The sequence below is a fragment of the Sphingomonas vulcanisoli genome (assembly GCF_011761305.1).
In the GTDB taxonomy this organism is placed as follows: Bacteria; Pseudomonadota; Alphaproteobacteria; order Sphingomonadales; family Sphingomonadaceae; genus Sphingomonas_I; species Sphingomonas_I vulcanisoli.
In genome coordinates this window covers 79421-92722 of sequence record NZ_JAAOZC010000003.1, presented here as the reverse complement: position 1 = coordinate 92722, position 13302 = coordinate 79421, and the positions used below count along the sequence as shown (strand labels likewise).

The 13302-nt window shown below is 63.9% G+C and carries 13 protein-coding genes; 7 read left to right on the top strand and 6 right to left on the bottom strand.

Annotated elements, in window-relative coordinates; all coding sequences use genetic code 11:
* The first annotated feature begins 112 nt into the window (after positions 1 to 112).
* Positions 113 to 460 (top strand): GntR family transcriptional regulator, encoded by a 348-nt coding sequence (locus FHS31_RS07050; RefSeq protein WP_167072672.1) that lies wholly within the window; start codon positions 113 to 115, stop codon positions 458 to 460.
* Positions 461 to 579: 119 nt separating this feature from the next.
* On the top strand, positions 580 to 1518 hold the full coding sequence (locus tag FHS31_RS07045; RefSeq protein ID WP_167072671.1) for an L-threonylcarbamoyladenylate synthase: 939 nt from the start codon (positions 580 to 582) through the stop codon (positions 1516 to 1518).
* Between the two features lie 100 nt (positions 1519 to 1618).
* Here FHS31_RS07045 and msrA read toward each other — a convergent pair whose 3' ends face one another.
* Both msrA and FHS31_RS07035 read right to left on the bottom strand, forming a co-directional pair.
* Positions 1619 to 2164, bottom strand: a complete 546-nt coding sequence (gene msrA, locus FHS31_RS07040) for a peptide-methionine (S)-S-oxide reductase MsrA (RefSeq protein WP_167072670.1) — start codon at positions 2162 to 2164, stop codon at positions 1619 to 1621.
* A gap of 46 nt (positions 2165 to 2210) precedes the next feature.
* The gene (locus tag FHS31_RS07035) at positions 2211 to 3044 is read right to left on the bottom strand and encodes a 2OG-Fe(II) oxygenase (RefSeq protein WP_167072669.1); all 834 of its coding nucleotides are present in this window, start codon (positions 3042 to 3044) and stop codon (positions 2211 to 2213) included.
* 157 nt (positions 3045 to 3201) lie between these two features.
* On the opposite strand from FHS31_RS07035, the gene FHS31_RS07030 reads away from it, so the two are divergent.
* From FHS31_RS07030 to FHS31_RS07015, 4 genes are all read left to right on the top strand, one after another.
* Positions 3202 to 4773, top strand: coding sequence for a hypothetical protein (locus tag FHS31_RS07030; protein ID WP_167072668.1), 1572 nt, complete (start codon positions 3202 to 3204; stop codon positions 4771 to 4773).
* 61 nt (positions 4774 to 4834) lie between these two features.
* A complete protein-coding gene (gene xrtV / locus FHS31_RS07025) occupies positions 4835 to 5758 on the top strand; it encodes an exosortase V (RefSeq protein ID WP_243843331.1) in 924 nt (307 codons plus the stop codon).
* Entirely contained in the window at positions 5755 to 6456 is a 702-nt protein-coding gene (epsI, locus tag FHS31_RS07020) for an exosortase-associated protein EpsI, V-type (protein WP_167072667.1), read from the top strand. The genes xrtV and epsI overlap by 4 nt, the downstream gene beginning before the upstream one ends.
* An 85-nt stretch (positions 6457 to 6541) precedes the next feature.
* A complete protein-coding gene (locus tag FHS31_RS07015) occupies positions 6542 to 7408 on the top strand; it encodes an EpsD family peptidyl-prolyl cis-trans isomerase (protein ID WP_167072666.1) in 867 nt (288 codons plus the stop codon).
* A 119-nt stretch (positions 7409 to 7527) separates the two neighbouring features.
* Here the strand turns inward: FHS31_RS07015 and FHS31_RS07010 are convergent, their stop codons facing one another.
* From FHS31_RS07010 to FHS31_RS06995, 4 genes are read right to left on the bottom strand one after another with little or no spacing between them, the layout of a single operon-like run.
* Positions 7528 to 8307 (bottom strand): CpsD/CapB family tyrosine-protein kinase, encoded by a 780-nt coding sequence (locus tag FHS31_RS07010; RefSeq protein ID WP_167072665.1) that lies wholly within the window; start codon positions 8305 to 8307, stop codon positions 7528 to 7530.
* 22 nt (positions 8308 to 8329) lie between these two features.
* On the bottom strand, positions 8330 to 9781 hold the full coding sequence (locus FHS31_RS07005) for a GumC family protein (RefSeq protein ID WP_167072664.1): 1452 nt from the start codon (positions 9779 to 9781) through the stop codon (positions 8330 to 8332).
* The gene (locus FHS31_RS07000; RefSeq protein ID WP_167072663.1) at positions 9781 to 10890 is read right to left on the bottom strand and encodes a hypothetical protein; all 1110 of its coding nucleotides are present in this window, start codon (positions 10888 to 10890) and stop codon (positions 9781 to 9783) included. The genes FHS31_RS07005 and FHS31_RS07000 overlap by 1 nt, the downstream gene beginning before the upstream one ends.
* A gap of 44 nt (positions 10891 to 10934) precedes the next feature.
* Positions 10935 to 11567, bottom strand: a complete 633-nt coding sequence (locus FHS31_RS06995) for a polysaccharide biosynthesis/export family protein (RefSeq protein ID WP_243843330.1) — start codon at positions 11565 to 11567, stop codon at positions 10935 to 10937.
* Between the two features lie 240 nt (positions 11568 to 11807).
* Here FHS31_RS06995 and FHS31_RS06990 point away from each other — a divergent pair, with 240 nt between their 5' ends.
* The gene (locus FHS31_RS06990; protein ID WP_167072662.1) at positions 11808 to 13292 is read left to right on the top strand and encodes a tetratricopeptide repeat protein; all 1485 of its coding nucleotides are present in this window, start codon (positions 11808 to 11810) and stop codon (positions 13290 to 13292) included.
* Positions 13293 to 13302: the final 10 nt, after the last annotated feature.

The window sequence follows — 13302 nt, the reverse complement described above, 5'->3', positions numbered from 1 at the left end:
CGACGCCTTCGGCGCCACCTCTCCCTAGCGGGGGAGGATTCATTCCGCACATCGGTCAGCATCTCTCACCTAGTTGCGAGGCGCGCCATGCTGTGTTAGCACAGCATCACGCATGCCGAGCCTCGATCGCCCCGTTTACCTTCGCCTGCGCGACGAGATCGTCGCGATGATCCTCGATGGCCAGATCGGGGAAGGCGCGGCGCTGCCATCGGTTCGCGCCTTTGCGGCTGAGCGCGGTGCCAATCCGCTGACCGTAGCCAAGGCCTATCAGAGCTTCCAGGAAGACGGCCTCGTTACCGTGCGCCGCGGCGTCGGCATGTTCGTCGCGCCAGGCGCGGCGGCGCGGCTCAAGGCCAGTGCGCGCGCCGAATTCCTCAGCCTCGAATGGCCCGAGATCAGCGCGCGCATCCGCCGACTGGGGCTTGAGCTGGAAGAATTGATCGACCGCGCCGACGCCTAACTCAACCCCGTTCGTGCTGAGCTTGTCGAAGCATTGTCCTTCTTTTCCACCTTTAAAAGGAAGAGCAGCCCTTCGACAGGCTCAGGGCAAACGGGTGAGATTGTGATAGCGGGCCCGCAATGCTTACCGAAGTCCTGCCTTTCACCGATGAAGCGATCGCCCGCGCCGCCGATCTGATCCGCGCCGGCCAGCCCGTCGCGGTGCCCACCGAGACGGTCTACGGCCTCGCCGCCGATGCCACCAATGCGCAGGCCGTCGCCGCGATCTATACCGCCAAGGGCCGCCCGTCCTTCAACCCGCTGATCGTCCACGTTTCCGATCTTGCGGCGGCCGAGCAGCTCGCCGATTTTCCCGAGCCCGCGCTCCGCCTCGCCCGCGCGTTCTGGCCCGGTCCACTCACCCTCGTCGCTCCCCTGAAACCCGGCGCACCGATCGCCGCCCTTGCAACCGCGGGCCTTGCCACCGTTGCGATCCGCGTGCCTGCGCATCCGGCGATGCAGGCCTTGCTCAAGGTGACCGGCCGCCCCCTCGCCGCCCCGTCCGCCAACGCCAGCGGATCGATCAGCCCGACGCGCGCCGCGCATGTCGTGAAATCGCTCGGCGAGCGTATCCCGCTGGTGATCGACGGCGGGCGGACGGCGGTGGGGCTGGAATCGACGATCGTCGCGGTGGATGCGGCGGGCTTACGGCTATTGCGCCCCGGCAAGCTTGGCGCCGAGGAACTGGCGGCGCTGGCGGGTGTGCCCTTCATCGAGACCGACAGCGGCAAGATCGAAGCGCCGGGCCAACTCGCCAGCCATTATGCCCCTGCTCTGCCCTTGCGCCTAAATGCCAAGACCGTGCGGGCTGACGAGTGGCTGATCGGCTTCGGTGCGGTGGCCGGCGATCGCACGCTCTCGGCCACGGGCGACCTTATCGAAGCGGCGGCGAACCTGTTTGATGCGCTTCACGAGGCAGATGGATCAGGACGAAAAGGGATTGCAGTAGCCCCCATCCCCAACACGAGCCTCGGCATTGCGATCAACGATCGTTTGGCGCGGGCCGCGGTACCAAGTTAGAGTTTCGTCATGCCGGACTTGTTCCGAGGTCCACCCCACCGCATGCTCAGCACCTGCGGATGGGTGGATGCCGGAACAAGTCCGGCATGACGGATAAAGCTCAGCTCGCCGCGACATCCTTCAGCCGCGCCTGATAGCTCTTGCGCAGCTTGGCGAGCTTGGGCGGGATCACCGCGAGACAATAGGGATTGCGCTGGCCTTCGCCGTTCCAATAGCCCTGGTGATAGTCTTCGGCCGGATACCAGACGTCGTCGGGCTCGATCGTGGTGACGATCGGCTTGTCCCAATCCGGCTGGTTGCGCGCCTTGGCGGCCTTGGCCTCGGCCTCCTGTTCGGGCGAGTTGGGGAAGATCGCCGAGCGATATTGGGTGCCGATGTCGTTGCCCTGGCGGTTGAGCTGGGTCGGATCGTGGGTGTGGAAGAAGATATCGAGCAGATCGCCGTAGCTCAGCACGTCCGCGTCATAGGTGATGCGCAGCGCCTCGGCATGGCCGGTATTGCCACCGCACACCTGCTTGTAGGTTGGGTTCACCACCTCACCGCCGATATAGCCGCTCTCGACCGACTTCACGCCGGCGATATCCTGAAACACTGCCTCGACGCACCAGAAACAGCCGCCCGCCACCGTCGCAACTTCATCCGCCATTATGATCTCCTATCGGGAGACAAGATGGGGACCGGGGGGTGCGCCTTCAACGATAGACGATCCGCCGCGCCAGCTTCTGCAGCTTGGGCGGCACCCAATCCTCGACGAAGTGGAGATAGTTCACCGACCAGTCGCGCTTGTCCTCCGAACCGGGACGCTGCTTGAAGGTGGTGGTCCGCGTCGGCGCATCGTCCTTCGCGGCGAAGGCGGTGTAATAATAGGTTGCGATCGATCGGCGCGAACGATCGGGCGGGCAGCTCAGGGGGTTGGGCTGGCCATGGAAGCTCTGCAGCGTGGTGCTGAACACCACCGCGCGCGCCAGGATGGGCGCGACCGACACCGCCGAGGCCCGCATCTTCTTGTCCCACAGCTCCAGCTCGCCGCCGAAGCTCTCGTCCCAATCGTCGTTAAGATAGATCAGCAGGTTGAGCCGCCGCTCGACGTTCATCTGGCCGTGACGGTTGAAGTCGGCGTGGATGCTGAGGTGACCGCCGGACATCGTCTCATGCAGGCCGCCGCCGTCGTAATAAGGATCGGAGATCAGCCCCTCGATCCCGGTCATCGCACTCAGGAAGGCAAGGAACGGCTCGGCATTGAGTTCGGCGAGCAAATTGCGGACCAGCGGGCTATCGACGGTGTTGGGATCAAATTGATATTTCAGCCGCTCCTGCGGGCGATCGAAATAAGTGCGGCCATCGCGATCGGGGAATTCGGCGATCAGGCGCTTGAGGAAATCGCGATCGAGGAAATCGTCCATCTGGATGTGAGGAAAGGGCGCGGCGTTCTGATATTGCTGAGCGCGCTTCTCGCCCTCAGCCACGCACTGCGCGCGATCGAAATGATAATAGCCACCAGCCTGCTTCAGATCCAGAACCGCCATTGCCGCTTTTTCCTTCGCGCCCTTTCCTAAAGGGCCATCCCATTGCTTAGCTGCCGTACACGTGGCTGGCGAGATGTGGCTTTTGCTTATCGGATTGCATCGCAAAGCCAATCGCGGGCATGACGGGCTTCCGAGGGGATAAACGATGGGCAGGGCTATGAAGATCGGAAGCGTTGCCACCGGGCTGATCGTGCTGGCGCTGGCGGCGGCGCCGATCGTCCGCCACCGGCTCGGCTGGGCCGATGCCGAGGCGCAGACCCGCCCGACGCACGGGATCGATCCTGCCATCGTGCCGCCGACGATCGTTGGCATGAACCTCGGCTTGGTAGCCTATTACAACAGCGAAGACGCATTCGCCGATCCGGTGAAGAGCCATGGGGCGCCCTTCGTTAACAATGTGCCGCTTGCCGAGTTGCCCAAGATCAGCCGCGACGATGGCGGCCATCCGATCGACACACCCGCCGGCACCACCTTGCTGTTCAAGATTCACGACGGCACCACGCCGTTCGTGCGCGGAACGTACCGCTGCACAATCTCACCGGGCTGGCGGGTAGAGGGCGTCCTAGGCAGCGAGGTGTCGCAGTCGGGCACTAAATTCACCATCGTCGGCCATGAGCTGGACAAACAGGTGCTGCAGGTGAATCTCACGGCCGAGAAAAATGGCGCTGCGCTTACCAATCTCGCCTGCCGCTATCCCGACGTGGCGGCGGACGCGATGTTCCGATCCGATTATCTCGCCGACATGCGGCCGTTCCGCGTCATCCGATTCATGGATTGGATGCGTACGAACAACCAGCCCCACCAGACCTGGGCAATCCGCCCGACCCCGCAATCGCTCAACCAGATCGATAACGGCGTCGCGCTCGAACATATGGTGGAGCTCGCCAATCAGCTCCATTCCGATCCCTGGTTCACCCTGCCCTGGGATGCGGACGAGGAGTATTACCGCAATTTCGCTACCTACGTCCGCGATCATCTCGATCCCGGCCTCAAGGCCTATGTCGAGCTTTCGAACGAGGTGTGGAACGACTCTTTCACGCAGAGCAAGGATGCCACGGCCAAGGGCGAGATGCTCTATCCGGGCGTCACCGACGATAAGGCCAACGATTATTATTATGCCGATCGCGTTCGCGCGCTGATGATGATCTGGGGGGATGTCTACAAGGGCCAGGAAAAGCGCATCGTCCGCGTGATGGCGTCACAGCTCTGGGCGCAGCGCGGCGATCAGCGGCTGGGGCACAAGGATAGCTGGAAATATGTCGATGCGCTGGCGATCGCGCCTTATTGGGGAGATGTCCCGAACGATATTCCCGGCACCGGCAAGGCACGGATCGATGCGACGCTTGCCAAAGCGCCCAGCTATATCGACAAGGTGCTGCGCGACGCCCACGACAATAAGGTGATGGCGGCCAAATACGGCCTGCCGGTGATCGCCTACGAAGGCGGCCCGGGCTTCAACGCCTTCGATCCGGCGATGACCAAGGATATGACGGATCTGCTCCACGATCCGCGCCTTTACGATCTCTACATGAGCTTTCTGCGCCGCTGGCAAAAGGAGATCGGCGGTACGCTCGTGCTGTATCAAGGTATCGGTAACGGCTTCTGGGGACATCTGGATTATACCGGCCAGCCGCTGTCCGACGCGCCCAAGATGCGGGCGGTGGTCGACTTCATCCACCAACTGCCCGGCGATCAGCAGCCCCGCGCCGCGGCGAAGCCTGCACCATGAGCCGTGTTAAGCGGATCGAAACCCATTGCCGCCATCGTTCAGGCGACTAAAGCGCCCGACGATGTCCTCGACACCCACTTATCCCAGCAAAGAAGCCGAGGCGCATGCCCGCGCCGATCTGCTGCCGCCCGATTGGCGGCACGCGATCGTGGAGCGGCACTGGCTGCTGCTGCTCGGTGCGCTGGCGCTGATCGTGCCGACGATGGTGATGGTCGCGCAGGATAGCTGGTCCACCGAGCAGGGCGCGCACGGCCCCGTGGTGCTCGCCACCGGCCTGTGGCTGGTGCTGCGCATGCGCAAGATATTCACGCCCGCCATCGCGCCGGGCAGCCTGGCGATCGCGCTGCCGCTGCTGCTGCTGTTCCTGATCGTCTACGCGCTCGGACGGATCAGCGGCACGCCTGAAATCGAAGGCTATGCGCTGTATGCGGTGCTGATCGATGTCGCTTATGTCTACCTCGGCATGCGTGCGATGCGGCTGATCTGGTTTCCGATCCTCTATTTCTTCTTCCTGTTCCCGCCGCCGGATTCGGTGGTGGCGGCGGTGACGCAGCCGCTGAAGCTCGGCATCAGCCGCGCTGCGGTCGCGCTGCTCGATGCCTTCGGCTTTCCGATCGCGCGCACCGGCGTGATCATCACCGTCGATCAATATGATATCCTGGTCGCCGCCGCCTGCTCGGGGCTCAATTCGATCATCAGCCTTTCGGCGATCGGGCTGTTCTATGTCTATATGCGGCACAACGCGAACTGGCGCTATGCGATGCTGCTGATGCTGGCGATCGTGCCGGTTGCGGTGCTGGCCAATTTCGTGCGCGTGCTGGTTCTGATCCTGATCACATATTATTTCGGCGATCCGGTGGCACAGGGCTTCCTCCACGGCTTCGCGGGCATGACGATGTTCGCGATCGCGCTGCTCGGCATCTTCGGGATCGACATGATCATCGCGCCGCTCCGCCGCCGCCTTGCCCGGGCGGGCCAGGGATGAGCACCGATCTGCCCAAGCTCGGCCGGCCATCGCGCCGCGATCTGCTGATCGGCGGCGCAATGGCCGCCACCGCCGGGCTCTCCTGGGCGCGCGCGCCGCGCCACCGTATCGCCAGCATCGCGCCGGGCGGCTTGGAAAAGGTCGTGCCGCTCAAGATCGGGCCGTGGCATTATGAACCCGCCTCGGGGATCGTCCTGCCACCGCCGGATGCACTCGCCAAATTGCTCTACGATCAGCAGATCAGCCGATCCTATGTCGCCGATAATGAACTGCCGATCATGCTGGTGGCGGCCTACGGCAGCAGCCAGGGCGGCGCGCTGCAGGTCCATCGGCCCGAGATCTGTTATCCGGCCAGTGGCTTCCGCCTCACCGATACAAGGCTGCATCCGCTCACCGTGCGCCCAGGCGATGCGCTGCCCGCGCGCTTTTTCACTGCGACATCGGACACGCGGACCGAACAGGTGCTCTACTGGACGCGGATCGGCGATGTACTGCCAACCAGCTGGACGCAGCAGCGGCTGGCGATCATGCGCAACAATCTGGTCGGCGAGATCCCCGATGGCTTGCTTCTGCGGGTGTCGACGATCCATACCGACGAAGCCTATGCGACGCGCGCGCTCGAGCGGTTCTGCCGCGATTTGCTGGCCGATGCGGGTCGCGATGGGCGGCGCAAGCTCGTCGGTCCGGCTTATGCATGAATGCGCCGCGGCAACGACAATCGATTGGCAATTGGCGCGCCTTTAGGATAGCGATTTCGAAATGAGTGGGCAGGAGCTGGATTGAATGAAGAGCAAGGGCGCGATCGCGATCCTTATGGCGGGAACGGCGCTGTTGGCCGGATGCCACAAGAAAGGCCCATCGGGTCAGGTGGCGGCAACCGTCAACGGCCAGGAAGTGACGCTGCAGGAGATCAATACCGAGCTGACCGGCACGTCCTTCCCGGCCGATGCGGATAAGCAGGTGGTGCAGCGCGCGCTGCTGCAGCGGATCATCGATCGTAAACTGCTGGTCGGCGCCGCCGAAGACAAAAAGCTCGACAAGACGCCGGAATTCCTCGCCCAAAAGCGGCGGATGGACGAGCTGTTGCTCGCGCAGACCTACGCCAAACAGCAGCTTTCGTCGGTGCCCGTGCCCACCCAGGCCGAGCTCGACAAGTTCATGGCCGATCACCCCAATGCCTATGCCAAGCGCGAGGTGCTGGAGCTCGATCAGATCCGCTTCACCCCGCCCGCCAATCCCAAGCCGCTCGAGGCGCTGGCGCAGGATCATTCGCTCGATGCCGTCGCTGCACGCCTGACGACGCTCGGCATTCAATTTAAGCGGGGCAAGGCCAATCTCGATACCGCGCAGGTGCCGCCCGCCGTGCTCGATCAGATCAACAAGCTGCCCGCCAGCGAGCCGTTCGTGATCCCGCAGCCCGGCGTAGTGACCGCCAACGTGATCATCGCGCGCCAGGCCGTACAGCCCGATCCTACCGCCGCCAGGCAGACCGCAACACGCGCCTGGCGCCAGCAGAAGTTCGCTTCGCTGCTCCAGGATCAGCTTAATGCGCTCAAATCCGGCGCCAAGATAACCTATCAGAGCGGCTTCGGCCCGCCAGATCAGGGCAAAGCCGGCGCCCCCGCGCCTGCCGCCAAACCCGCGGGCTGATCGGCACGGCCTGCTATGATCTCCCCATCCTGGATGGGGAGGCGGTGGCAGGAAATGACGCGCGACGGACAGGAATTGCTTAGCTCCCCTCCCTTGCTGGGAGGGGATCCGGAACGCGCTCAATAATAAGCGCCGTATCCATAACTCCGGCCATAGCCATATTCATCGTTGAACAGGTTGTAGCGGTAGCGATTGAGCACCGTGCCGATCAGCGGCGTCGGCTGAAGGATGCGGATCGTGTCCTCGGCCTGCTTCTTGGTGCTTTTGCCGTCCTCGACGATCAGCAGGAAGCCGTCGAGCTGGGCGCCGATGATCTGGGCATCATCGTCGGCGAAGATCGGCGGCATGTCGACCAGCACCACCGTGGATTTGGGCATTGCGCGCATCCCCGCGAACATCGCCTCGCCGCGCGCATTGGTCAGGAGCTCACCCGTCGCGACATCGCGGCGGAAGCCCGGAATGATCACCAGCCGCTCGTCATTCACGCGGTGGGCGATCGTGCGGATATCGGAAACATCGCCGGTCAGGTAATCGTGGATGCCGTCCATATCCTCCATGCCGAACCGCGGCCCGAGCGCCGGGCGATGGAGATCGAGATCGATCAGGCAGACATCGAGCTCGGCGATCCGCGACAGGGCCGCGCCGAGATTGGCGGTGACGAACGTCTTGCCGACATGCGGCGCAGCGGACGTGATGCCGATGATCCGCACACCTTTTTCCAGCACCAGCTTGGCGATCGGGGTGCGCAGCATCTTGAACGGACGGCCACGCGAATCCGCGCTGTTGAAGCCGAAGATGCGTTGATCGGCCAGCCCTTCGGTCGACACGATGTAACGCTGCAGATCTCCGTCGAGATCGTACAGCGGCGCGGCCGTTTCAGGCGTGGAAGGCGATATCATTCTTCTATTCCATTTTGATCGATCAGCCGCCGATACCCGCTCGGGCGCGGTTGCGCCTTTCGAGCCAGCGGATCAGGAAGCTCGCCTTACGGCCATAATCGGGAATGATCGCGAGCGGCGCCGCACCGGTCGCATTCTTCACCGCGTCCGCGCCGCGGATCGGGCGTAAAAGCAGCTCAAACAACAGGGCAAGCGCAAGCCCGAAACCGAGCCCCGCCGCAAAGCCGCCGCCGACCAAGATCTTCTTGTTGGGCTTTATCGGCGTATCGGGAACGACGGGCGGATCGGCGAGCGTCAGGCGTTCGCCCTTTTGCTCGGTCTCCATCTTCGCCGACAATTGCGCGTTGGAGGATTTGGAATTGATCTGGCGATATTGATCGCGCAGCACATCGGCCTGCTTTTCGAGCTGATCGACCTCCGCAGCAATCGCCGGCCCACGCGCCTGTGCGTCACGGGCCTGCGCCGATTGCGATATCATCATGCCCTTGGCGCTCTGCAGCGAGGCGATCTGCGAACGATTGGCGGCGATCTGCGCCTTGACCAACGAATCCGCGCCGTTACCGCCGCCCGCCGACGCTGCCTTGATCGCCTCCAGCGCAGCCTTGGCGGCGATCACATCGGGATGGGTATCAGACAACCGCGAGCGCAGCGCGCGGTAATTGGCCTCGGCCTGGGCCACCTGGGCATCGCCGCCGCCTGCGCCCAACTGCGCCTGGAGCTTGGTATTCTCCGAATTCAGATTGGCGATATCGGCATCGATGCGCGATGCATCGGCCAGCGGATTGCCCGTGCTGACCGCGGACATGGCGAGCACTGCGCCATTCTCCTGCTTGATCTTGGTGACCTTATCCTCGATCGCCTGGATCTGGTTGCGTAGATCCGCGGCCTGCTGTTCCAGGCTGACGGCGGCACCGGTCGCCTTGCTCTGCTGCGCGCTGGCGTCGACCTCCAGGAAGCGGTTCACGAACTGCTGCGTCACCGCCTGCGCCTTTATAGGATCGGCATAATCGAAGGCGATGCGCAGCGCGATCGTCTGCTGCTGCCCCATCAGCGCGCGCTGGCCCGATGTTTCGGACGCGACGCCGGTGATCACGGTCGCATCGCGCATATCGTCGACGATGGTGGAAAAGGGGGCGCCCGATTGCTGCTCTTCCGGATAGAGATTGTTGGCGCGGATCAGCTGGATCAGCATCTGGCGGCTGAGAACACGCTCCTTGGCGCGCGCGATGCGCTCGTCGATCAGATCGTTGATCGTGGTCGCATCGTCGGTCGCCAACTGCTGCGATTCGATCAGGACGGTCGCGCTCGATTCATAGACCTTGGGAATCGTGAAAGCCGCGATCGTACCACCCGTGCCCGCCAGCAGCGCGGGGACGATGATGATCCAGCGGCGCTGCCACAGGATCGTCGGGAGGGCCGCCAGCACGTTGCTGCCACCGGTCTCCTCCATTTGCCCATAGGGTGTGCTGGCCATCAGGACGTCCTTCCGAAAGCGTAACTCACGTTGACGGTGCCAACATAGCTGACCGTACGGCCGCCCGTGAAGACATTCACCGAATCGCTTGTCCGCCGCTGATACCGGCCGGAAACACCCGCGCTCAGCCGCTGCGTGATGGTGCGCGCATAGGTCACCGCGCCATCGATATACCGCTGGGTGGGCAGCAGCGGATTGTTGGAATTCGAAATGTCATAGGTCAGCGTACCGCTGAGCGTACTCACCGCGGAAAGCTTATAGCTCAACCGTGCGCCGCCCTGCGTATCGATGCGCAGGCCACCGATCCCGCTGGCCGCGCTCTGGCGGGAGCCGAGCACACAGATCGTGTAGCGCGGATAATCGCCGCACAACGATCCATTGAAGCCGATCGTCTTGAAGCTGGCGCCGCCCTGCTTCTGCAGCACACCGTTGACCCCGCCCTGAAAGGTCCAGCGTGGACCGATCTTCTGCGTCAGCGCCAGGCCGCCTGTGAAGGAGGAGCTGCCCGGAAAATTGTCCGAAGCGACGTGCAGCGCGGAAAGCTGGAAGCCGATCCGCGTCGCCGCGCTGATCGTGCGAAGATAGCCGAGGCTGCCGCCATATTGCGTGTAGGTACTGCCGATCCCGCTGGCATAGGTGGTGTGCGCGAAATCGAGCCCACCCTGGAATAAGTCCTTCGAATCCAGCTGATAGGCGGCGTTGATGTCGCCGGAGATCTGGCGGGTATGCGTGCCGATCGTCAGAGCATCGCCGATGGGCACCAGATCACGGCTCTCGGTGCTGTAATTGGCGGAAGGGTTGGTGCTGTCGTCATAGGCAATATCCCCCGACAGTGAGAATTTGGGGGTGAATTGCTGGGCGTGGCTGAGCTGTACCAGATAGTTTTCTGTACGGCCGCTCCCACCGGTCGCCTGTGCCAGATCGGCGGTGCCGGTCAGCGCGGTGCGGCCCTTTGCGGTCAGCCGGGCCAGTGTCGCCGAAAGCGTACCGCCGAACAGCGCACCGCTGCTGTCGTCGCCGAACTGAAAGTTCGGATTCTTGCCGTAGCCGGCGCGCGCGGTGACGACGCCGCCGAAGGTGGTGGTGGCGGCGCTTGCGGCGCTCGACATCACGCTTGCCCCGGCGATCGCCAGAGCCAGCGACGTGCGGTTCCTCAAGGAACGATTACCGTATCGCCGGCCTGAAGCATCGGGATATCGGCGAGATCGCCATCCCCCACCTTGCCCTTCAGGATACCGCCGAGCTTGGCCTTGAGCGTGGTCAGCCGCCCGTTGACGTTGCGCAGCACCACGATGCCGCCGACATCGGCGAAATCGGTCGGCCCGCCCGAAAGCGCCAGCGCATCGAGCACGGTCAGATAGCGAGTGGGCGAGAAGGTGCCCGGCGAATGGACCTTGCCGATCACCGAGATCTGCATCCCCGAAGGCGCGCGGACCGAGACCGTCACTTGTGGCGGTACGCCCTTATACTGGCCGGCAAGCAGCTTGGAGAGTTGGGTCTCCACTTCGTTCGAGGTGTGCCCCGCCGCCATCACCGTGCCGGCGAGCGGGAAGGAAAAGGAGCCATCGGGCAGTACGGTCAGCGTCCGCTGCAGCCGTTCGTCGCCCCAGACATAGACCTCCAGGCCATCACCCGGGCTGATCCGATAGGTGGAGGTGCCCGACGCCGGTGCGCTCGCGGCGGATTGTACCGCCGTCGGCGCGGCGGGCGGCGCGGCAATGGCCGCCGATGCCGCAAGGCCGGCCCAAAGGCATGCCGAAGATAGGGAAAGCTTCATGGTCTTCATTCCGCTCTCAAAAAACCCCACGCCCCTCGCGCTGTATGACCTGCGCACTACGCCGGTCAATGCCGCCGCGCCGGCGTTCTCGCTTGTTAACATAGTCGGCACCCCGGAGGTCTCCCCATATCGCGCGTTCGTTGCTGTAAGGTTGAAGCACCGCGATCGAGCCTCTACGCAGCAGCGGTGCAAAGGCTGCATAGTTCCCATTCAGACCGCGCTTTATTGCGTCCGCGCCCTTTCCACCTGGTGCTGGGCCTTGCGCTGATGCTGGCGGCGTGCGGGCAGAATGTGCCGAAGGCCGATTCCCTGGAGGCGCAATCCGATACCGCTATGTCGGTACAGGCCTATCCCTATGCGATCTCGCTGCTGCAGAGGGCGGTCAAATATGACAGCAATGAGCCGCGCCGCTGGGTGAAGCTCGGCCGGGCGCAGCGCGCGGCGGGGATGCCCGCGCTGGCGGCGATGTCCTTCCAGCACGCGCTCGATCTTGATCCCGCCAACGTCGAATCGCTCCAGAACCTGGCGATCCTCGAAGTGCGCGCAGGCCGCTACGATGACGCGAAGAATTATGTCGATCCGCTGATGGTGCTGTCGCCGGACGATATCGCCGGCCTGCTCGCGCTCGGTGCGATCGCGCTCTATCAAAAGCAGCTGCCGCAGGGGCTGGTTTATGCCGACAAGCTGATCAAGATCGCGCCGCAAAGCCTCGGCGGCTATTCGCTGAAGGCGCATATTCTCGATGCGATGGGCCGGCCCGCCGCCGCCGCCGCCGTGCTCGCGCAGCAGGCGGTGTTCAACCCCGACGACAAGGAACTCGCGCTCCAGCTGCTCCAACTCTATCAGAAAGCGGGTAATTTGCAGGGCGTGCGCGATACCGCGCTCACGCTGGCGCGGCTGGTGCCCGACGATCCCCGCTATCAGATGGAGGCGGCACGCGCGAAATTCGCCCGGGGCGACAAGGAGGGGGCCGACGCGATCGTCAACGATCTGATCGGCCGCTATCCCCATCTCGCCGAACTGATGCTGGCCGCCGCCGAATATTGGCGAACAACGCTGCCGCCCGACGCCGCGCTGGCCAAGATCGTCGATATGGCGATCCACGCCAATGGCCGCAGCCAGGCGGGGCTCTGCGATCTGCTCATCACGACCGGCCATGCCGCGACCGTGCTGACGATGCTCGCGCCGCTTGAAAAGGCGAACATCGGCACGGGCAACGCCGAAGCGGCGGCAAGCTATGCCAATGCACTGCTGGTGACCGGGAAGCCCGATCGCGCCGTGGCGGTCGCGCGCAACGTGCTCGCCTTCGACAGCCAAGTCGATGCCGCGTTGGTCGTCCGCGCCAAGGTCTACCTGGCGCGCAAGCGCTATGCCGACGCGCTGACCGACGCACAGCTTGCCGCAGCGGCTAATGGCAATAATGTGGAGGCGATGCTTCTCGTTCCCAAGATCTACACGGCTTGGGGCAATCCGACGCTGGCGGCGAACGCCTGGGGCGACGCCAGCGCGCGTTTTCCCGACGATCCGAACGTGCTGGCCGCGCGCATGCAATGGCTGCTGGCGAACAATCAGGCCCAGGTCGCCGAAGGTCTGGCCTCCCATTTCGCGCGGAGCCATCCCGCGCAGAGCATCGCCTGGGAGCTTTACCGCACCGCCTGCACCGCCACGCGCAACCAGCCCTGCGTTGACGAGGCGACCGCCGAGCTTGCGCAGCTGGCCAAAAAGCGCCGCTGACCGAGTTTGA

Excerpts from the sequence above, each read along its gene's own strand:
- FHS31_RS07050 (WP_167072672.1), top strand. The coding sequence starts at position 113 with ATGCCGAGCCTCGATCGCCCCGTTTACCTTCGCCTGCGCGACGAGATC.
- FHS31_RS07045 (WP_167072671.1), top strand. The coding sequence starts at position 580 with ATGCTTACCGAAGTCCTGCCTTTCACCGATGAAGCGATCGCCCGCGCC.
- msrA (WP_167072670.1), bottom strand. The coding sequence starts at position 2,164 with ATGGCGGATGAAGTTGCGACGGTGGCGGGCGGCTGTTTCTGGTGCGTC.
- FHS31_RS07035 (WP_167072669.1), bottom strand. The coding sequence starts at position 3,044 with ATGGCGGTTCTGGATCTGAAGCAGGCTGGTGGCTATTATCATTTCGAT.
- FHS31_RS07030 (WP_167072668.1), top strand. The coding sequence starts at position 3,202 with ATGAAGATCGGAAGCGTTGCCACCGGGCTGATCGTGCTGGCGCTGGCG.
- xrtV (WP_243843331.1), top strand. The coding sequence starts at position 4,835 with ATGTCCTCGACACCCACTTATCCCAGCAAAGAAGCCGAGGCGCATGCC.
- epsI (WP_167072667.1), top strand. The coding sequence starts at position 5,755 with ATGAGCACCGATCTGCCCAAGCTCGGCCGGCCATCGCGCCGCGATCTG.
- FHS31_RS07015 (WP_167072666.1), top strand. The coding sequence starts at position 6,542 with ATGAAGAGCAAGGGCGCGATCGCGATCCTTATGGCGGGAACGGCGCTG.
- FHS31_RS07010 (WP_167072665.1), bottom strand. The coding sequence starts at position 8,307 with ATGATATCGCCTTCCACGCCTGAAACGGCCGCGCCGCTGTACGATCTC.
- FHS31_RS07005 (WP_167072664.1), bottom strand. The coding sequence starts at position 9,781 with ATGGCCAGCACACCCTATGGGCAAATGGAGGAGACCGGTGGCAGCAAC.
- FHS31_RS07000 (WP_167072663.1), bottom strand. The coding sequence starts at position 10,890 with ATGTCGAGCGCCGCAAGCGCCGCCACCACCACCTTCGGCGGCGTCGTC.
- FHS31_RS06995 (WP_243843330.1), bottom strand. The coding sequence starts at position 11,567 with ATGAAGACCATGAAGCTTTCCCTATCTTCGGCATGCCTTTGGGCCGGC.